The sequence below is a fragment of the Vibrio sp. N418 genome, assembly GCF_000222565.1.
In the GTDB taxonomy this organism is placed as follows: domain Bacteria; phylum Pseudomonadota; class Gammaproteobacteria; order Enterobacterales; family Vibrionaceae; genus Vibrio; species Vibrio scophthalmi.
The window spans coordinates 1-19,026 of record NZ_AFWD01000095.1; the positions used below are offsets into that span (position 1 = coordinate 1).

A 19,026-nucleotide genomic window follows, 5' to 3' on the forward strand; every position below is an offset into this window, starting at 1 on the left:
CTTATGAAAAAAGCCAGCTCTTTGAGTTGGCTTTTTTCATTTCTGCACGATCTTATACCGACCTCATCTTAACGCCCTGTGCTGTTTTCATCCCCCCTATTCAACACGACGATAAATGGGAAATGTTAGGCTGAAATTTTTACCCTATTCAAGCTACGGCACTGAGCTAAAATAGTTCAATCTTAACTACCTGAGTGTCCCTTTGATGACTTACCAAATTGAAGTATGTATTGATAATTTAGAATCTCTTCATCACGCAATTGCTGGTGGCGCTGATCGCATCGAACTTTGCTCATCTCTGGCACTGGGTGGCCTAACCCCAAGCTTTGGCTTTATGCAACGAGCTGCCGCACTATCTACGATTCCAGTCTACGCCATGATTCGACCTCGCCAAGGCGATTTTATTTACGATCAAGATGATATCGATGCCATGCTACTGGATATCAAAGCAGCGGCTCAAGCGGGATTGCAAGGTGTTGTTTTTGGTGTTTTAACTGCGCAAGGCCATATCAATATGGCTCAAGCTGAACGCTTAATGGCAACGGCAACAGAATGCAATTTGGGGGTAACTTTCCATCGCGCTATCGACCAATGTAGTGATATTGAACAAGCTATTGAGCAAATTGCACAACTCGGCTGTGAACGTATTTTAACCTCTGGTTTAGCTGCGAATGTTGAACAAGGTGTCACTGTACTTAAACAAATGGTCATACAAGCTAATGGTCGTTTTGCGATTATGGCGGGGGCGGGATTAACCGCGGATAATGTTGTCGCCATTACTCAACAAACCGGTGTTACGCAGGTACATCTGTCTGGAAAATCGACTCGCCCTAGCGTAATGGAGACCCTCTCTGATGAGGTAAAAATGGGCAATGATGCCGTTGATGATTTCATCATTCCCGTTACGGATGGTAACAAGATCGCCGCTGTTGCCCGCCAGTTAAACGGATAATCCCATTTAATCGCCCGCAAACAGGTGTTAGCATGAGGAGGCACATAAGGAGAGTGGCATGAACAAAGATCTGTTTTACAGCTTAGACTTAAACCTACTGAGAACGTTTCTTGTCCTCTCTCAAGAGCGCAATATGCGCAAAGCCTCCAAACGCCTGTTTGTCTCACAGCCTGCGATTAGCCAAGCACTGCAAAAGCTACGTCATCACTTTGAAGATGAGCTTTTTGTCAAAGTGCATGGCGGTTTAGAGCCCACCCCATTTGCTCAAGATCTGGCTGATGCCATCACACCTCATCTCGATGGTCTTGCCGCAAGTCTAAATCGCAATCAAGAGTTCGACCCAAAAAACATCGATATGCCGGTACGTATTGCCGTTGCTCCCACCGTGTTAACTTGTCTTTCAGGCACTCTCTATCATCAGATGCAAGAAGTTGCACCAAATTGTACTATCGACTTAATTGGCTGGGGCAAGAATACTCATGAAGATATTCTCACCGGAGAGGTGCTATTTGGAGTCAATTACGAACTGGATTCCCCGCAAAATATATACTCAAAGAAACTCTTAGACCTAACATCAAAAGTTATTGTACGACGTGATCACCCTGTAAATCAGCCGATAGTATCTGCACAAGATATGGCTGGATACGATATCGCTTCAATCATCATCCCCGGCTGGAATGATGAATTCAGCCTCGCCGCAGAGGTGATGAAACGTGAAGGTATTGAAGTCAACGTAAAGTTTCGCTCTGAATTTGCCATGGCCGCTGTTGACGTGATCACACATAGCGACCTCTTTCTTCCTCATTCGAACCTATTTCCAGTTCATAACTTTCCGCATCTACGCAGTATGACCGCTCTCGTGAAAGGGCAACCTTTCCACTATCCTGTTTATGCGTATTACCACAGTAAGTACCGACATAACCCATTGATAAACTGGATATATGCGCAGGTTGTTCAGGTTCTTAATGAACAGATAGCTAATAACTAAAACTTATCAGACTTATAAGTTCCAACCATTAGAGTCATGAATACCTTATCACTATCATAACTCCTGTTCCCCACTGTTTCGTTATGGATAACGACGAAGGAAAGGCTGAAGAGTAACCGATAAGGGTTCATTTTTATTGACCTGTTTGTCAGCCAGTTTCCACCGCCTTAGGACGAGGCAAGGTGACCGATTTTTACTGACTTTAGGTTATGACTATGAAAAAGACTCTCGTCGCATTCAGTCTATTGGCAAGCTTTGGCTCGTTCGCTTCAGGGCTGCATATTTCACCAGAACTAAAATTAGGCCCATATGTGGGTTCGGGGAATTTAGGCGGAGGCTTACAAGTCGGCATAACTGACGTGCTTGGGTTGGACGCGTTATATGTGAGTTATAGCCATACTTCGGCCAAGATTCTAACTGACAAAGATCGGCTTAAAACCTACCGTGTTGGCGCACAATATAACTTACCTAAAGCACCTATGGTTGGATTTCAATTAGAGATTGGTGGAGTGGAATATGAAGGTAGCCGCCACTATTTCTTCTCGCCAAGAGAATACAGAAACGGCACGGGGATCAGCACTGCTGGGGCTTGGGTACTGCAAATGAATGAAAATCTGGGGTTTCGCGCTGGCATCGACATCAACTTTGTCGATAAGAAAGATACTTACTTGAACAGTAACTTTTCGACCACCTTCAGCACCGGTATCACGCTGCGTTTTTAACGCAGCGCATCATCGATGCTTTGATCACCAAGATGGCGAACATCTTTACCTTTAACGAAGTAAATAATGTACTCACAGATGTTTTGGCAACGATCACCAACACGCTCAATCGCACGAGCCGACCACATAACTTGTAAGATATGGGGGATATTTTTCGGATCCTCCATCATGTAAGCCATCAGCTGGCGCACCAACGCTTCATACTCAGCGTCCAAACGGTCATCCAGCTTATACACCGCAGCGGCAGCACCAACATCCATACGAGCAAAGGCATCCAACACTTGATGTAACATACTCACAGCCTGACGGCATAATGGTTCAAGCGAGACATTAAATTGATGCTCGCGAGTTGAAGGGTTTTCCATCGCGACTTTGGCAATGCTGGTCGCAACATCACCAATACGCTCAAGATCCGTGATGGTTTTGATGATCGCCATAATCAAGCGCAGATCTTTTGCCGTGGGCTGACGCTTGGCAATAATTCGCGTGCATGCCTCATCGATCGAGACTTCCATCGCATTCACTTTATGATCATCACGCACCACTTTTTTCGCCAGTTCCATATCCTCTTTAAGCAATGCTTGCATCGCAAAAGAGAGCTGCTGCTCGACGAGGCCTCCCATGGTAAGAACATGGGTTCGAATCGACTCTAGTTCGACATTAAATTGACCTGAAATGTGGCGTCCAAAGTTCATGAATAAAGTGTAGTTCCTTGTAAGATAAAAACAGAGATAGTGGGTATCTCTCAATCATAGCCGTGATAGTGGCTTATTCGCACTCAACATTGATGCTAATGTTAGCCATACCGACCAGTAATGTAGTCTTCTGTCTGCTTTTTCAATGGCGAAGTGAAAATAGAATCCGTGTCTGAGTACTCGATCAACTTTCCCATATGAATAAAGGCAGTGTGGTCACTCACTCGCGCCGCCTGTTGCATGTTATGGGTCACGATCACCACGGTATATTTGGTTTTGAGATCGTTAATCAGCTCTTCAATGGTTAATGTCGAAATAGGATCCAAAGCGGAGGTCGGCTCATCTAAGAGTAATACTTCAGGTTCGATCGCTATCGAACGTGCAATCACCAATCGCTGCTGCTGACCACCTGATAATCCAAAAGCATTTTCATGTAAACGATCTTTGACCTCATCCCATAGTGCCGCTGCTCGTAGCGCTCGTTCAACCGCATCGTCTAATACTCGGCTTTTCTTAATACCTTGTAAACGAAGTCCATAAACCACGTTTTCATAGATCGATTTAGGGAATGGGTTTGGCCTTTGAAACACCATCCCCACACGACGGCGCAACGTCGCCACATCCACATCTGGTTCGTAGACGTTTTTACCATGCAGTGTCACACGGCCATTCACGCGGCAACCTTCGACTAAATCATTCATACGGTTAATGCAGCGTAATAAGGTCGATTTTCCGCAACCCGATGGACCGATAAACGCCGTCACCTGACCTTTAGGAATACGCATCGAAATATCACTCAACGCTTGCGTGTTTTGATAGAACAAGTTAAGCCCTTCGATCGAAATCGCGGTTTGCTCATCACTGAGATTGTTCACATCTAATGGGGTTGGGTACCCTAGCGCTTGATTGACTGAAAACATGTTTAGTCTTGTCCTAAAGTTCGGTATTTTTCACGCAAATTGTTACGGATGCTGATCGCCGTTAAGTTAAGCCCGATGATCACCGTAACCAACAAAAAGGAAGTGGCATAAACCAGAGGTCTCGCACTTTCAATATTGGTGGTCTGGAAGCCTACATCATAGATATGAAAACCTAAGTGCATGAACTTGCGCTCCAAATGTAAATACGGGAACTGTGCATCAACGGGTAGGCTTGAAGCAAATTTTACGGCCCCCACCAGCATCAGTGGTGCTACTTCACCGGCGGCACGGGCAACCGCTAAAATTAGCCCAGTGATAATAGCCGGACTGGCCATCGGTAAAACGATACGCCACATAGTCTCAAACTGAGTTGCACCCAGCGCTAATGAACCATGACGCACTGAGTTAGGAATACGTGTTAAACCCTCTTCTGTGGCAACAATTACTACCGGCAAGGTTAATACTGCCAGGGTCAATGCCGACCATAATAGTCCCGGCGTACCAAACGTTGGCGCTGGTAATTGCTCAGCATAAAAAACGTTATCAATCGAAGCCCCTAAAATATAAACAAAGAAGCCTAAACCAAATACACCGTAAACGATCGATGGCACACCTGCTAAGTTAATGACCGCTACACGGATAATCCGCGTAAATAGGTTATTCTTGGCATATTCATGTAAGTAAATCGCGGCAACCACCCCTAAAGGCATAACGATCACCGACATAATCAAAACCAGAAGTACCGTACCAAACATGGCAGGAAATACCCCGCCTTCCGAGTTTGACTCTCGTGGGTTATCGGCTAAAAACTTCCATACTTGCTTGCCCCAATGGACGCCTTTTTCCATAAACGTCATTTGATTTGGATACCACATATCCAAAATATGACTCAGTGGGATTAACATCGTCTTCCCCGTCATATCTTGGACTAACAAACCTTGTTTGGCTAATTTGGCACGTAAATCATCAAGCTTAGCCTCCGCTTCAGCCAACCGTTGGCTATAGAGATTCGACTGAGCCGTATAGCGATTACTAAACTCTTCATTTTTAAGGCTGTTTTGCGGATGATTAAGTTCATATTTACGCTTTTCAAGTCGTAAATCGTTCGCTTGAACGCTGATCACACGAATCTCTTGCGTAATGATCTGATTAATCTGCTCGCGAACTGAATGGCTGTAATTTAGAGCTCGTTTAAGCTCGGATTGATATTGTTCTAGCTTGGTGCCATCGGCAAGCTGATAAGCGACAGGCAGCCCATAGAAGTCACCACCTCGAGTTCGCTCTATCACCGCCCAACCTTGTGGTTCACTGCGCTTTAGTACGTCAATTTCTAAAATTGAAATAAAGTCAGCCGGATAGATATCACGATTTGCGACCTTAATCCGTAAGCGTTTCACCTTGCCACTTTGCTCTACGTGAGGAGGCAAACTAATGTCCATCTCTTTCAAATGACTAATAGGAACGTATTCTTCAGCATAGAGTTGACCAACCAGAATCTGACCTTCATCGGTTGTCCATTGGTAAAGTGGCGCAGGCCAAAAATACGAGAGCCCTTTCCAACCAATAAGCAGCAACAAGCCAAGCACTGACAGCAAACTAATGCTGACCGCTCCGCCCGTTAACCAGATCCATGGTGCGCCTGATTTTAGCCACTTAAACACGTTGGTTGATTCCTATTAATTGCCCATTACAAAGCACGGTATTTTTCACGTAAACGCTGTCGAACCCATTCGGCTAACGAGTTCACAGCAAAGGTAAAGATAAGCAAGATCAGCGCTGCGAGGAACAGTAAGCGGAAATGAGAACTACCGACTTCTGACTCTGGCATCTCAACCGCAATCGTCGCGGAAAGGGTGCGCATGCCTTCTAAAATGTTCCAATCAAGAATGGGCGTATTACCGGTTGCCATCAAGACAATCATGGTTTCACCCACCGCTCGACCTAGCCCCATCATAATGGCAGAAAAAATACCGGGGCTGGCGGTGAGTAGCACCACATAAATTAAGGTTTGCCAAGGTGTCGCCCCCAAAGCCAATGAACCGTCCGACAAGTGCTTAGGTACAGAAAAAATCGCATCTTCGGCAATGGTAAAGATGGTCGGTATTACCGCAAACCCCATCGCAAAGCCAACAACCAAGGCATTACGCTGGTCAAAATCAATACCTTGTAAGTCAAGAAAGGCACGTACATCACCATCAAACAGCCACATCTCGACGTTGCTACTTTGCTGCAAAATCACAACGGTTAGCAGTACGATTACTGGCATTAATATCGCCGCATGCCAGCCATTAGGCAAACGACGCGTCCAACGACTTGGTAGTAAATGCCACATTGCGCCAATCGCCACGATAGTAAACGGCAACAGCAACAATAGCGCCGCCACTGCGGCAAGGTGCGTTTCAACAATTGGGGCGAACCATAAACCAGCTAAGAAACCTATGATGACGGTTGGCAATGCTTCCATCAATTCAATTGACGGTTTCACCACTCGGCGCATCTTGGCAGTCATAAAGTAAGCGGTATATATAGCGCCTAGTACCGCAATTGGAATTGCAAACATCATGGCAAAAGCGGCGGCTTTTAAAGTACCAAAGGCAATTGGCACTAAACTAAACTTGGCTTCAAATTCATCACTCGCCGAGGTCGTTTGCCAAACGTATTGCGCTTCTGGGTAACCTTCATACCACACTTTCTGCCACATCGAAGAGAGTGATATCTCGGGATATGGGTTATCAATGTGTGCCACGCTCAATTGATTGCCTGACAAAGCCACTAAATATTGCTCGTTATTCGCCATGCCTGCAAGTTGCGGTACTTTTTCGTAAGCACGCTTGAACATCACCAGCTTTTCGCTCGTGGTATAGTGGCTTTGCACGGTGCCATTAATGTAAAAGCTGTAAAAGCCTTTGCGGTAAGTATCTGGCAGTAAAAATTGCAGCTCTGCGGCCAGTTTAAATTCACGGATGTGAGTGAGATGACGCTGACCGTCTTTCAGGACATCAAACCATTGCGAGACGAGGCCATCTTGATGGGTCACGAGCAATGAATAAGCCCCTGATAGCAAGTCAATATCACTCACCGCGTGCTGCTCTTTGCCTTGGCTAAGATCGACGATTTCTCGAATAATAAACGCATCACCGTGCTTTTTCGCCACATAGAGCTCAGAGCCAACACGTAAATAAAGCGTTTTGCCATCCGGTGTTAATAGCAGTTGTTGCACATCGGCTATTGGGGTTTCAAACTGAAACTCGCTAATGCTGGCATCTTTATTTTGCCAACGAATTCGCACTCGTTGATCGCTAAAGTAGCCCGCTAATATCACTTGTTCACCCTTAGCGAAGGTGAAATTTTGCAACTCAACATCAGGATAAGAGAGGTCGAAAACTGGCTGCCAACGCGTCACTTTGGGGGTAAAACGACGCCCTTCATTTTCCAGAGTACTTGCCATTTGTGGCTGAAAAAGGGCAACCTCACCATTTTTAGCCGCAAACGCATACCAGCCTTGTGCTCTGGGCATTTGAGAAAACAAGCTATATTGTTGACCGAAATTAACCGATAACTGTGGCTGCTCTGAAGGCTGAAACAATGGCCAAAAGTCCAACTGTCCTTGCTGGGAGATGACAAAAGCGTGTTCACCATAATCATCAATACCCGCCGCAACCGGAGCTGGAGTGGTGATAGTTTGACTTGCAACATTAGGCGTAAATTTGGCATCAGAAAAGAGAGGCAGCACCATCATCGCTAGATAAATGAAGATTAAGACCAATGCCGCAAGCACGCCAACACCGCCGAACGTCACCGCTAAACGCACTAAACGATCTTTGACTAGCCGCTTTCTATCTTTTTCGCGTAATGAAAATTCGGCCTTTGCCATCTCAACCTACCTAATATTGCCCGACGATAGAGTATTTCGCCAAGATGACAATTATATTACAGTTGAAAATAAACAACTGAAAAGAATCAACTATCCTGACGCCGTTTCTTCCTCGACTGTCACACTAATCACATATTATTTTTGCTACCTTTGTAAAGAAATTGCAACAACACCTACTGCATAAATAAAAACACCTTCTATTATTGTTGAGTACTGAATGAAGATTTGGTGCAGCACTACGGAAAAAGTCGGCTTATACCCATCGCGGCTTCAGTTCACTTTACTAACCACATATGTAGGCAAAGATAACCCATGAATCCAATTTCGCAGACTCGTTATATTGCCGCCATTGATTTAGGTTCCAATAGCTTTCATATGGTAGTAGCTAAAATTGTTGGTCAAGAGCTACAACTGGTCAGTCGTCACAAGCAAAACGTTCAGTTGGCCAATGGCCTTAATGAGCAAGGCGAGTTAGATAATGCTGCTATCGAACGCGGCTTAGATTGCTTAGCGATGTTTGCCGAACGTATCCAAGGTTTTAAACAAGCCGATGTGCGTATTGCTGCGACATATACTTTACGCCAAGCCATCAATGCTGATGAATTTATCCAGCGAGCCCTACGAATCTTACCGTATCCGATTGAGATTATCTCAGGCGCCGAAGAAGCGCGTTTGATCTATCAAGGAGTCTCCCACACTCAATCGCAATCAGACAGTAAGCTGATTGTCGATATTGGCGGTGGTAGTACCGAGATCATTTACGGTTCGGGGTTTGAGCCAGAGCTATTAAACAGTAAACCGATTGGCTGCATTACCTTTACTCAGCAATTTTTTGCCAACGGAAAGCTATCCCATACCAACTTCACCAATGCCATTCTAGCTGCAGAGCAAAAGTTAGAATCTTTAGCTCACCATTATCGTCTCAAAGGGTGGTCAAGTGCCTTTGGTTCTTCTGGTACGGTGAAAGCGATCCGAGATGTACTGTGTGGCCTTGGCTATCAGGATGGCGTGATTACCGCTAAACGACTGCTACAATTAATCGCGCTCCTATCCGAAAAAGGGAACATTAATGATATCGAATTAACTGGCCTTACCGATGCACGTAAGCCTGTATTTGCCGCAGGCGTCGCGATTATGTACGCCGTGTTTGTTGGCCTGAAAATTCGCGAAATGTTTTACACTGAAGGCGCGTTACGTGAAGGTTTACTGTATGAAATGGAAGCTCGCTTGAAACGCAGTGATATTCGTATGCGCACCACCGAAAATTTAGCGATTAAACACCTTGTCGACTTAGAACATGCTGCACGAGTAAAAGGACAAGCGCGTGAGTTTCTGCAGCAAATTCACGAGCCATTAGCTATTAAACAGCACTCCGAGTTATTTGATTTACTCGAATGGAGCGCTTTATTGCATGAGGTTGGTTTAAGCATTAGCTTAACCGATTATCATCGCCACTCCGCTTACCTACTTCACCATAGCAGCATGCCGGGCTTCAATATGGAGCAACAACGTGTGCTCGCCACCTTGGCTCGCTTTCAACGCAAGTCGATCAATCTAGATGAAATGGAACACTTTTCACTATACCAAAAACCGCAGTTACTCTGTTTGATACGAGTACTGCGACTAGCTATTTTGCTTAATGGGCAACGGAGTGATAGCCCGCTACCACCACTGGAATTAACGATTTCCCCACAGGAGCAATGGCAATTACGCAGCAAACAATTTGATTGGTTGACGAAAAACAAACTGCTGCATGCCAACCTGCGCGCAGAGCAGGCTTACTGGCACAACGTTGGCTGGCAATTAAAGTTTCATTGATCCGCGCAACGAAAAAATGGCGATGTCTGTTGGTATTCTAAGGTACTCAGCGCGCCATTAGATTTCCGGCTAGTCAGTGATTATTGATAATTAATGCCGACTTTTTCCAGCTCTTGCTGCGCAATTTCCGGAGAGATAGCCACATAACCATCTTGCTCCACCAGCTTCTGACCCTGTTGCGAATAGATAAAACGAATAAACTCACGCTCAATCGGTGACAGTTCTTTATGTGGGTGTTTATTTACATACACATAGAGGTAACGAGAGAGTGGGTACTTACCTGATAAGATATTAGCTCTTGTGGCATCGACGTATTGATCACCCTCTTGGGCGATACGCAGACGTTTTACCCCAGAGACCTTATAGCCAACACCAGAATAGCCAATGGTGTTAATCGCCGAAGCGACAGATTGCACAACCGAAGCGGAACCTGGCTGCTCATTAACGTTATTTAAAAAATCCCCACCACACAGTGCATTTTTCTTAAAATAACCATAGGTTCCAGACACAGAGTTACGCCCAAATTTTTGAATCGCTCGCTCAGCCCACTGGTAATTCAAGCCAAGCTGTTGCCAGGTTTGAATCGGTTCTGTTCCACCACAGCGCATCGTGGCCGAAAAAATACTGTCGAGCTGAACAAAGTTAAGCCCTTCGATTGGGTTATCTCGATGGACAAAAATGCCAATCGCATCAATCGCCACTCTCAGCTCGGTCGGCTTATAACCAAACTCACGCTCAAAAGCTTCTATTTCTCGATTACGCATTGGCCGGCTCATAGGGCCAAACTGTGCCGTCTGTTCGGTTAAAGCAGGGGGAGCGGTGGCAGAGCCTGACGCTTGAACTTGACCATTCACCCCCGGATAGAGCTGTTGGAACTCCTCCACCCATAAGGTCGTCATTCCGGCCAACGTATCAGACCCAACACTGGTGAGTGCACCACTAATGCCAGGCACTTTATGGTATTCCCGTAATGGCTGCTCAGCATGGGCAGAAAAGCTCGTTGCACCGCTAACGATACCTGCACTCATCACCATACAAGTAAACCAGTGCGACAAACGAGGTTTCGTAAAATATGCCATTACTTCACCACCAAACGAGTCGGTAGAACAAAAGAAAACTTACTGCCCACGCCAACTTTGCTCCAGATATCTAAATGGGAGTCATGGTGAGAAAGTGCATGTTTGACAATCGCCAATCCTAACCCACTACCGCCAGTATCACGCGAACGCGCTTTGTCGACACGGTAAAAACGCTCAGTTAAACGATGAATGTGCTGCGGTTCGATCCCTTCGCCGCTGTCAGACACTTCTAAGCAAGCACCTTGGCTAGTTTTATACCAACGCACATGCACATCGGCACCGGCTGGCGTGTACTTAACCGCATTGTAAACCAAGTTGGAAATCGCACTGCGTAGCTGATCTTCATCACCCAAAACTAATAAAGATTGGTCAACATCAAACCGTAATTTATGTTGCTGATCGCCACTTAAACTGATCGCTTCTTTTTCCAATACTTCCAGCATCACTGGCACATTAACCACTTCATCCAGCTCATGCATTGGCGCAGCTTCAATTTTCGATAAGGTGAGTAACTGATTCACCAAGCTATTCATACGATTGAGCTGCTCGGTCATGACGCCATGAGCTTTTGGCCACATAGGCCCAACCAGCATTTCAGGATCTTCTGTCATCTCAAGATAACCTTGCAGTACCGTCATTGGCGTACGCAGTTCATGAGAAACGTTGGCAAAGAAATTACGACGCATACCTTCAAGTTGCTTCACCTGAGTAACGTCACGGACCACCATCAAGTGTTCACCTTCGGTATACGGCACGATACGCAATTCCAACATGCGTTCGACATTAAGTGGCGAGCGCATCTCAAGCGGTTCGGAAAAATCTTGTTTGGTGAGGTATTTGATGAAATCCGGCGTGCGGATCAAATTGGAAATTGGCTGACCAGAATCATCAGGCCAACGGAAACCCAACAAATGCTGCGCGAGTTTGTTGCACCAAACGATATTGCCTTCACTGCGAAAAACCACCACAGCATCGGGCAACGATTCCGCACCGTTACGGAAACGGCGAATAAGATTGGTCAGCTCTTTACGCTTTCTGCGCTGGCGCTGCTGTAAACGATAAATACCGTTAAACAGGTGCTCCCAATTGCCGGTTCCTGATGGCGGAGTAAGACGCTTCTCATCCCACAGCCATGCTGACAAACGCATCTGATTATGCAGATGCCACACAAGCTGCAAAACCGTGGCTGCTAGCAGCAACCACGGCATGTAACCGAACATCCACCCCACAATGATCCAAGGGGTGTAAAAAAAAACTAGCTCACGGAGCAGTTTCTTCCAACTTAATCGTTCCACGAATATTAAGCCTTGGTTGAGAAGCGATAACCCGCACCGCGAACGGTTTGAATCAACTTATCGTGCCCTTCCGCTTCCAAAGCTTTACGTAGGCGACGAATATGGACATCAACCGTACGGTCTTCAACATAAACGTTGGTACCCCAAACGTTATTAAGCAGCTGTTCACGGCTGTAAACGCGCTCTTGATGCGTCATAAAGAAATGCAGCATTTTGAATTCGGTTGGACCCATATCCAATGCTTGATCATTGGTGGTCACACGGTGTGAAACAGGATCCAGTTTAAGGCCTTGTACATCAATCACATCTTCCAGTGCGGTTGGCGTAACACGGCGAATCACCGCCTTTAAACGCGCTACCAATTCTTTTGGTGAGAAGGGTTTGGTGATGTAATCATCAGCGCCGACCTCTAGGCCACGCACTTTATCTTCTTCTTCACCACGTGCCGTCAGCATCACGACTGGAATGTTGCGTGTCAGCTCTTCGCGCTTCATATGTTTGATGAAATTAATACCGCTACCACCCGGTAGCATCCAATCAAGTAGCACAAGATCTGGGAAGGGTTCCGCCAATTTCGTCACCGCGGTGTCGTAATCTTCCGCTTCGACAGCTTGGTAACCTTTCTGTTCAAGTACAAAGCACAGCATCTCGCGAATCGGCGCTTCATCTTCAACAACAAGAATCCTTCTAGACATAATTGAATAACCTTATGGTATTGAGCTAATTGAAATTGAGACGCAAGCGCCTCTCGATGCATAAGCATTATTGCTAGTAATTATGACACTTTTGTGACCTTTGAAAACAAATTTTCATGGCAGCTTCTTAATCAAACCTTTTAACTTTCATCAATTCGCGCTAGCGGTTGCGAATTTTCAGATCCAATAGGACAAGCGAGAAAAAATTTCCTATCATGAGGCCACTAATGCCAACGTCGTTAAAGTAGAGAAACAATATGTGGTTTAAAAACTGTCTGGTTTATCGTGTAAACCGTGAAGTCGACTTCAAAGCTGACCAATTAGAACAGCAACTGGCTGAATTCCGCTTTACCCCATGTGGTAGTCAGGATAAGCAAAAATTTGGCTGGGTTTCAGCAATGGGCCGTCATGGTGACATGATGACTCACCTGTCAGAAGACCGCATTCTCGTGTGTGCCAAGAAAGAAGAAAAAATGCTGCCAGCATCAGTGATCAAAGATTCACTGAATGCCAAAGTTGATGCGCTTGAAGCGCAGGAAGGTCGTCCTTTAAAGAAAAAGAGAAGGACAACCTAAAAGACGACATCATTATGGATCTTTTACCGCGCGCATTTAGCCGCAGTAACTACACTTCTGTTCTTATCCTGCCAAAACAAGGATTTATCCTGGTTGATGCGAGCAGCTACAAAAAAGCAGAAGACGTATTGGCGCTATTGCGTAAAACCATGGGCAGCTTGCCTGTAGTGCCCGCTATTCCAGAAAACTCGGTTGAGACAACGCTGACTGAGTGGGTGAAGACAGGCAACACACCAGCGGGTTTCTCTATGCTTGATGAAGCGGAATTAAAATCAGTTCTAGAAGAAGGCGGCGTGATTCGTTGTAAGAAACAAGAGCTGACGGCAGACGAAATCCGCAGCCATATTGAAGCCGATAAGATGGTGACGAAATTAGCGGTGAACTGGCAAGATCGTATCGAATTCCTTCTAGCTGAAGATGGCAGTATTAAACGCCTTAAATTCTCAGATGAATTGAAAGATCAAAACGAAGATATCCCACGAGAAGATCAAGCGGCACGTTTCGATGCTGACTTCTCTTTGATGTGTGGTGAGTTAAGTTCATTTTTACCGAATTTGTACGATGCATTAGGTGGCCTTCCTAATCCAAATGCTTAATTCTGACTTCTAAGCCCTCTTTCGAGGGCTTTTTTATGCCAAGCAGTTCCCAGTTTTTCCTAGTCACTCATCACATTTTAACGTAAAATTTGCGCCCCTATTCCATCAGGTGGAATTGGCCTGACTTGAGATCAGATAAAAAGAGAATTGAGCAATGACGACTAACAAAGCATTCGTACCAGAACTACTGTCACCAGCGGGCAGCCTTAAAAACATGCGTTACGCATTCGCCTACGGCGCTGATGCAGTATACGCAGGTCAACCACGTTACAGCCTTCGCGTACGTAACAACGAGTTTAACCACGAGAACCTACAAATTGGTATCAACGAAGCACATGCTCTAGGCAAGAAGCTTTACGTGGTGTGCAACATCCAACCGCACAACTCGAAACTAAAAACCTTCATTCGCGATCTAAAACCTGTGGTTGAAATGGGCCCTGACGCTCTAATCATGTCAGATCCTGGTCTAATCATGATGGTGCGTGAAGCATTCCCTGACATGGCGATCCATCTATCGGTTCAAGCGAACGCAGTAAACTGGGCGACGGTTAAATTCTGGGCGGCTTACGGCGTTGAGCGCGTTATCGTTTCTCGCGAGCTTTCTCTAGAAGAAATTGAAGAGATCCGTGAACACTGTCCTGAAACTGAACTTGAAGTATTCGTTCACGGCGCTCTATGTATGGCCTACTCTGGTCGTTGTCTGCTATCTGGTTACATCAACAAACGTGACCCTAACCAAGGCACTTGCACTAATGCATGTCGTTGGGAATATAAGGTAGAAGAAGCAAAAGAAAATGACGCTGGCCAGATCGTTGAAAAATTCGATCCTGCGGCTGCGCAAGCAATTGAAGTGGCTGATGAGCGTCCAGAGACGACTATCGGTCGCGGTAAGCCTATCGATGATGTGGTGCTACTTTCAGAAAGCCACCGCCCTGAAGAAAAGATGGCGGCATTCGAAGATGAGCACGGCACTTACATCATGAACTCAAAAGATCTGCGTGCGATTCAACACGTAGAACGTTTGACGCAAATGGGTGTGCACTCACTGAAAATCGAAGGCCGTACTAAATCGTTCTACTACTGTGCACGTACTGCACAAGTTTACCGTAAAGCGATCGATGACGCAGTGGCGGGTAAACCATTCGATGAGAGCCTAATGAGCACACTAGAAAGCCTAGCTCACCGTGGCTATACCGAAGGTTTCCTACGTCGTCATACCCATGATAGCTACCAGAACTATGACTACGGTTACTCTGTATCAGACGCACAACAGTTTGTTGGTGAATTCACTGGTAAACGCCGTGGCGATCTTGCGGAAGTTGAAGTTAAGAACAAATTTATTGTTGGCGACAGCTTAGAGCTGATGACGCCAAAAGGTAATGTAAACTTCACGCTTGAAGCGATGGAAAACCGTAAGTCAGAAGTGATTGATGATGCGAAAGGTAATGGCCACTTTGTCTTTATCCCAGTACCACAAGATATGGATTTAGAGTACGGCCTACTAATGCGTAACCTAAACGATGGTCAAGATACTCGTAACCCAACGGGTAAGTAACCACTACTTGGTAAGAATACATGGCACTGCTAATTACCGATAAATGCATTAACTGTGATATGTGTGACCCTGAATGCCCAAATGGCGCAATCAGCATGGGTGATTCAATCTTTGAGATTGACCCGAACCTATGTACTGAGTGTAAAGGTCACTACGATAAACCGACTTGCCAGTCTGTTTGTCCTATCACAAAGTGCATTATCACCGATCCAAACCACATTGAGAGTGATGACGAACTGCTAGAAAAGTTCGTTATTATCCAAGGTATGGCGTAAGTAACCACTTACGTTATTGGACAAGCTATATAGTAAAAAGGCTCATCATTGATGAGCCTTTTTCATTGTCGTAGAACCATAACGCCGCCATTAACCTGATTTGATGATGGGGAAGATATTGCAATACAACTCCTTCTCATAATTAAATTCAAGTTGGTCACGCCAGTTTACCGATTTGCCAATAGGAATAAGGAAAAAGGTTTCTCGCAATGTATCGGTAACAAATGCTAATCCATGCGGCATTAACTCATAATGCACATCATGCACGAAATTAGGGTCCAACCTTTGCCGACCAGTAAGGTGATTCACTTCTTCACGTGAAATGGTTACTGAATCTGTAGCACTGCCAAATCTTAGCTTTAGCCACTCGGCAAAATCTTTTGCACATACCATGGTCATGGGAGTGTCCTTGCTTTGTTTCAATAGGAAGTAAGCCCGCTTCCTGTTTGTTATTTAATATTATTTAACCAACTCTTCATCGTTTAACTTACTGACGGAACACCCAGCAAGCGCATCAAGATACATATCAAAAGAACAGTCCATTTAAATCTAGGCGAGGATAGCCAGTTAATCCACTTTTCGAATGTCAAAACTATCAGTAGCAGAATAAATTACTGGTTCGCAGTAAGTGGGTTACTTGAGATTATTGACTAACTGCTGGCACTGGAGCGGCAATGTTTTGGTTGGTTTGGGTTTCGTCTTTACCACTTTTGGCTTACTTTGCTCTGCTGGTTTTTTTGCCGGACGTAAGCTTTTTACATTGTGCTTAGGGTGCCAGCTTGCCACCTCTTTGCCACAGCCATCTCCAGGAGGTGGCGGCGCTTGATTGACACAATTTGCATCGTCGAGCGGGCAATTTAGTCGTACATGCATATGATAATTGTGCCCCCACCAAGGGCGAACTTTACGCAACCAATCACGGTCTCCCCCTTCACTACGGCACAGTTTTTCTTTGATCACTGGATGAACAAAAATTCGCGCGACTTGTTGATCTTTCGCCGTCATTTTGACGAGTTGGAAATGGCGTCTATCCCAATTTTTATTGCTCAACTTATACGCCGACATATCGACCAAACTTTGCGGCTTCGGTAATCTGAGCGCGTTGAGTGATAATTTAGTGTCAGCCAGTCGAAACCAGATATCGATGTCGAGCCCAGTCTGGTGGCTCGAATGGCCCGAAGAGAAGCGTCCGCCTTGCGGCAGAGACATATCACCAATCAGAAGATGGGTACGTAGATCGTTCCTTGCTTTTTTACCCAATTCAGTAACAAAAGCGATAGTGTCTGGATGGGCGTAGTAACGCTTATTTTGGCTACGTAGAACTTGATAACCTTGACCATTGAGAGGCAACGGCTCAGCCCCTAACAGGCAGCCGTTAGCATAACTACCAATCGACTCTGAAGAGGATCGATTAGGCTCAGAGAGAGATTCCCATGGAGAAGCATGGGCTAAAGACAAGAATGAAAGCGATATTGTACTGATTGTCCATACTCGCCATATCGCTTTCATCGAATCCTTCCTTTGTATTACAGCCGAAGCGGTAAATGTTTAGTAATGCTGCGCGTTGTCGTAGTAACCACTCGCGTTCAATGCAGTGAAAATAACCGCCACATTGATGTCTTCACCAGTAATACCACGCACCTGATCAGTAATGATTTTTGTTACTGCATCCTGTGTCTCTTGGCCACGATCAAACCACAGCACTTCCACAAATGGGTAAGCAGGGTTTACTTCACCCTCATGATAAAAAGTAGTGTAAATGTACTCAAAGGTGAAGTCTTCACGAGGGCAGTTCATATGTGGCTGCAACTCATCAATTAGAGACTTTGACAAGGTTTGCACTGTTTGTGGCTCGACTGCACGAAAACGTAAATGAGGCATCTTTTGCTTCCTAGTTATGGTTTTTAATTATGATACTCGTTTGCCGCCCAAAGGGCACATACAAACTATCGCCGTGATCGCAGAGCAATAAAAAAGCCGCTGATAACAGCGGCTTTTACGATTCCAGAAGGGAAATATAACGAGAGTTACGGCATTTCGTCGAACTCTGCGCCTTCTTTTTCAACTTGTGGAGGCATAAGGTGTTCTTTAGTGATACCCAGTTTCCATGCCAGTGCCGAAGCAACATAGATCGATGAGTATGTACCGACAGTGATACCCAATAGCAGTGCCGTAGCAAAGCCATGGATCATCGCGCCACCTTGAGCAAACAAAGCAATCACTACAAACAGTGTGGTACCGGAAGTAATTAAGGTACGACTTAATGTTTGGGTAATTGAGCTGTTGATGATTTCTGTTGGGCCACCTTTGCGCATACGACGGAAGTTTTCACGAATCCGGTCGAATACAACAATGGTATCGTTGAGTGAGTAACCCACTACCGTTAGCAATGCCGCAACAATGGTCAAATCCACTTCAATTTGCATGAAGGAGAAAATACCCAAAGTAATGATGATATCGTGCGCCAGTGCTAATACCGCACCCGCCGCAAGACGCCATTCAAAACGCATTGAGACATAAGCCAAGATACACAGTAGCGAAACCAAGATAGCCAAGCCACCCGCTTCGGTCAGTTCATCGCCCACGTTAGGGCCAACAAACTCGATGCGACGCATCTCAACCGCTTCACCAGTGCCGTCTTTGATTGCAGCGATGATTTGGTTGCCTAGCGTTTCGCCTGAGATATCCTCACGCGGGCTAAGACGAACCATCACATCACGAGCACTACCAAAGTTTTGTACGATTGCATCGCCAAAGCCTTTTTCATCGAGCGCAGCACGAATGCTTTCAAGATGAGCAGGTTGTTCAAAACCCACTTCAATCAGCGTACCACCGGTAAAATCAAGGCCCCAGTTCAACGACTTGGTTGATAGAGTGAAGATTGACGCACCAATCATCAAAAGCGAGAACACAAAAGCAAACTTTGACCAACGTAAAAAGTCGATCGTACTTTCTGCTTTAAGAATCTGAAACATAATAATTCCTAG

17 protein-coding genes and 1 pseudogene are annotated in these 19,026 nt (G+C 45.5%); 7 read left to right on the forward strand and 11 right to left on the reverse strand.

Translation table 11 applies throughout. The features are described 5' to 3' along the window. Positions 1 to 205: 205 nt before the first annotated feature. The 3 genes from RH86_RS18210 (at position 206) to RH86_RS18220 (ending at position 2,662) form a co-directional block, all read left to right on the forward strand. Positions 206 to 952 (forward strand): copper homeostasis protein CutC, encoded by a 747-nt coding sequence (locus RH86_RS18210; RefSeq protein ID WP_009387892.1) that lies wholly within the window; start codon positions 206 to 208, stop codon positions 950 to 952. A gap of 58 nt (positions 953 to 1,010) precedes the next feature. After that, a complete protein-coding gene (locus RH86_RS18215) occupies positions 1,011 to 1,940 on the forward strand; it encodes a LysR family transcriptional regulator (RefSeq protein ID WP_009387893.1) in 930 nt (309 codons plus the stop codon). Between the two features lie 215 nt (positions 1,941 to 2,155). Further along, the gene (locus RH86_RS18220) at positions 2,156 to 2,662 is read left to right on the forward strand and encodes a hypothetical protein (RefSeq protein WP_009387894.1); all 507 of its coding nucleotides are present in this window, start codon (positions 2,156 to 2,158) and stop codon (positions 2,660 to 2,662) included. On the opposite strand, the gene phoU is transcribed toward RH86_RS18220, so the two are convergent. The 4 genes from phoU to RH86_RS18240 all read right to left on the reverse strand — a co-directional run bounded on the left by phoU (position 2,659) and on the right by RH86_RS18240 (position 8,151). Then, the gene (phoU, locus tag RH86_RS18225) at positions 2,659 to 3,357 is read right to left on the reverse strand and encodes a phosphate signaling complex protein PhoU (RefSeq protein WP_005594183.1); all 699 of its coding nucleotides are present in this window, start codon (positions 3,355 to 3,357) and stop codon (positions 2,659 to 2,661) included. The genes RH86_RS18220 and phoU overlap by 4 nt on opposite strands. A 101-nt stretch (positions 3,358 to 3,458) precedes the next feature. Continuing rightward, positions 3,459 to 4,277, reverse strand: a complete 819-nt coding sequence (gene pstB, locus RH86_RS18230) for a phosphate ABC transporter ATP-binding protein PstB (RefSeq protein WP_005594181.1) — start codon at positions 4,275 to 4,277, stop codon at positions 3,459 to 3,461. Between the two features lie 2 nt (positions 4,278 to 4,279). Then, entirely contained in the window at positions 4,280 to 5,938 is a 1,659-nt protein-coding gene (pstA, locus tag RH86_RS18235) for a phosphate ABC transporter permease PstA (protein ID WP_009387895.1), read from the reverse strand. A gap of 26 nt (positions 5,939 to 5,964) precedes the next feature. After that, on the reverse strand, positions 5,965 to 8,151 hold the full coding sequence (locus RH86_RS18240; protein WP_009387896.1) for an ABC transporter permease subunit: 2,187 nt from the start codon (positions 8,149 to 8,151) through the stop codon (positions 5,965 to 5,967). 312 nt (positions 8,152 to 8,463) lie between these two features. Between RH86_RS18240 and ppx the strand changes: the two genes are divergently transcribed. After that, a complete protein-coding gene (gene ppx, locus RH86_RS18245; RefSeq protein WP_009387897.1) occupies positions 8,464 to 9,969 on the forward strand; it encodes an exopolyphosphatase in 1,506 nt (501 codons plus the stop codon). An 80-nt stretch (positions 9,970 to 10,049) separates the two neighbouring features. On the opposite strand, the gene RH86_RS18250 is transcribed toward ppx, so the two are convergent. The 3 genes from RH86_RS18250 to phoB are packed head-to-tail and all read right to left on the reverse strand — an operon-like array spanning position 10,050 to position 13,038. Next, entirely contained in the window at positions 10,050 to 10,997 is a 948-nt protein-coding gene (locus RH86_RS18250) for a phosphate ABC transporter substrate-binding protein PstS family protein (RefSeq protein ID WP_223296366.1), read from the reverse strand. Between the two features lie 50 nt (positions 10,998 to 11,047). Then, positions 11,048 to 12,343, reverse strand: coding sequence for a phosphate regulon sensor histidine kinase PhoR (phoR, locus tag RH86_RS18255; protein WP_005594176.1), 1,296 nt, complete (start codon positions 12,341 to 12,343; stop codon positions 11,048 to 11,050). Between the two features lie 5 nt (positions 12,344 to 12,348). Next, positions 12,349 to 13,038, reverse strand: a complete 690-nt coding sequence (phoB, locus tag RH86_RS18260; RefSeq protein WP_005594175.1) for a phosphate regulon transcriptional regulator PhoB — start codon at positions 13,036 to 13,038, stop codon at positions 12,349 to 12,351. 257 nt (positions 13,039 to 13,295) lie between these two features. Between phoB and rdgC the strand changes: the two are divergent. From rdgC to RH86_RS18275, 3 genes and pseudogenes are all read left to right on the forward strand, one after another. Next, positions 13,296 to 14,209: pseudogene (rdgC, locus tag RH86_RS18265) on the forward strand (recombination-associated protein RdgC). A gap of 154 nt (positions 14,210 to 14,363) precedes the next feature. Continuing rightward, entirely contained in the window at positions 14,364 to 15,764 is a 1,401-nt protein-coding gene (gene yegQ, locus RH86_RS18270; RefSeq protein WP_005594172.1) for a tRNA 5-hydroxyuridine modification protein YegQ, read from the forward strand. Positions 15,765 to 15,784: 20 nt separating this feature from the next. Next, the gene (locus RH86_RS18275; protein ID WP_009387900.1) at positions 15,785 to 16,039 is read left to right on the forward strand and encodes a YfhL family 4Fe-4S dicluster ferredoxin; all 255 of its coding nucleotides are present in this window, start codon (positions 15,785 to 15,787) and stop codon (positions 16,037 to 16,039) included. Between the two features lie 90 nt (positions 16,040 to 16,129). Here RH86_RS18275 and RH86_RS18280 read toward each other — a convergent pair whose 3' ends face one another. The 4 genes from RH86_RS18280 to secF form a co-directional block, all read right to left on the reverse strand. After that, on the reverse strand, positions 16,130 to 16,438 hold the full coding sequence (locus tag RH86_RS18280; RefSeq protein WP_005594168.1) for a hypothetical protein: 309 nt from the start codon (positions 16,436 to 16,438) through the stop codon (positions 16,130 to 16,132). 234 nt (positions 16,439 to 16,672) lie between these two features. Then, entirely contained in the window at positions 16,673 to 17,548 is an 876-nt protein-coding gene (mepA, locus tag RH86_RS18285) for a penicillin-insensitive murein endopeptidase (protein WP_009387901.1), read from the reverse strand. 39 nt (positions 17,549 to 17,587) lie between these two features. After that, the gene (locus RH86_RS18290) at positions 17,588 to 17,920 is read right to left on the reverse strand and encodes a DUF1904 domain-containing protein (protein WP_009387902.1); all 333 of its coding nucleotides are present in this window, start codon (positions 17,918 to 17,920) and stop codon (positions 17,588 to 17,590) included. A 146-nt stretch (positions 17,921 to 18,066) separates the two neighbouring features. Continuing rightward, positions 18,067 to 19,014 (reverse strand): protein translocase subunit SecF, encoded by a 948-nt coding sequence (secF, locus tag RH86_RS18295; protein WP_009387903.1) that lies wholly within the window; start codon positions 19,012 to 19,014, stop codon positions 18,067 to 18,069. Between the last annotated feature and the right edge of the window lie 12 nt (positions 19,015 to 19,026).

Coding starts and splice junctions, on each gene's coding strand:
- RH86_RS18210 (WP_009387892.1), top strand. CDS start 206: ATGACTTACCAAATTGAAGTATGTATTGATAATTTAGAATCTCTTCAT.
- RH86_RS18215 (WP_009387893.1), top strand. CDS start 1,011: ATGAACAAAGATCTGTTTTACAGCTTAGACTTAAACCTACTGAGAACG.
- RH86_RS18220 (WP_009387894.1), top strand. CDS start 2,156: ATGAAAAAGACTCTCGTCGCATTCAGTCTATTGGCAAGCTTTGGCTCG.
- phoU (WP_005594183.1), bottom strand. CDS start 3,357: ATGAACTTTGGACGCCACATTTCAGGTCAATTTAATGTCGAACTAGAG.
- pstB (WP_005594181.1), bottom strand. CDS start 4,277: ATGTTTTCAGTCAATCAAGCGCTAGGGTACCCAACCCCATTAGATGTG.
- RH86_RS18240 (WP_009387896.1), bottom strand. CDS start 8,151: ATGGCAAAGGCCGAATTTTCATTACGCGAAAAAGATAGAAAGCGGCTA.
- ppx (WP_009387897.1), top strand. CDS start 8,464: ATGAATCCAATTTCGCAGACTCGTTATATTGCCGCCATTGATTTAGGT.
- RH86_RS18250 (WP_223296366.1), bottom strand. CDS start 10,997: ATGAGTGCAGGTATCGTTAGCGGTGCAACGAGCTTTTCTGCCCATGCT.
- phoB (WP_005594175.1), bottom strand. CDS start 13,038: ATGTCTAGAAGGATTCTTGTTGTTGAAGATGAAGCGCCGATTCGCGAG.
- yegQ (WP_005594172.1), top strand. CDS start 14,364: ATGACGACTAACAAAGCATTCGTACCAGAACTACTGTCACCAGCGGGC.
- RH86_RS18275 (WP_009387900.1), top strand. CDS start 15,785: ATGGCACTGCTAATTACCGATAAATGCATTAACTGTGATATGTGTGAC.
- RH86_RS18280 (WP_005594168.1), bottom strand. CDS start 16,438: ATGACCATGGTATGTGCAAAAGATTTTGCCGAGTGGCTAAAGCTAAGA.
- mepA (WP_009387901.1), bottom strand. CDS start 17,548: ATGAAAGCGATATGGCGAGTATGGACAATCAGTACAATATCGCTTTCA.
- RH86_RS18290 (WP_009387902.1), bottom strand. CDS start 17,920: ATGCCTCATTTACGTTTTCGTGCAGTCGAGCCACAAACAGTGCAAACC.
- secF (WP_009387903.1), bottom strand. CDS start 19,014: ATGTTTCAGATTCTTAAAGCAGAAAGTACGATCGACTTTTTACGTTGG.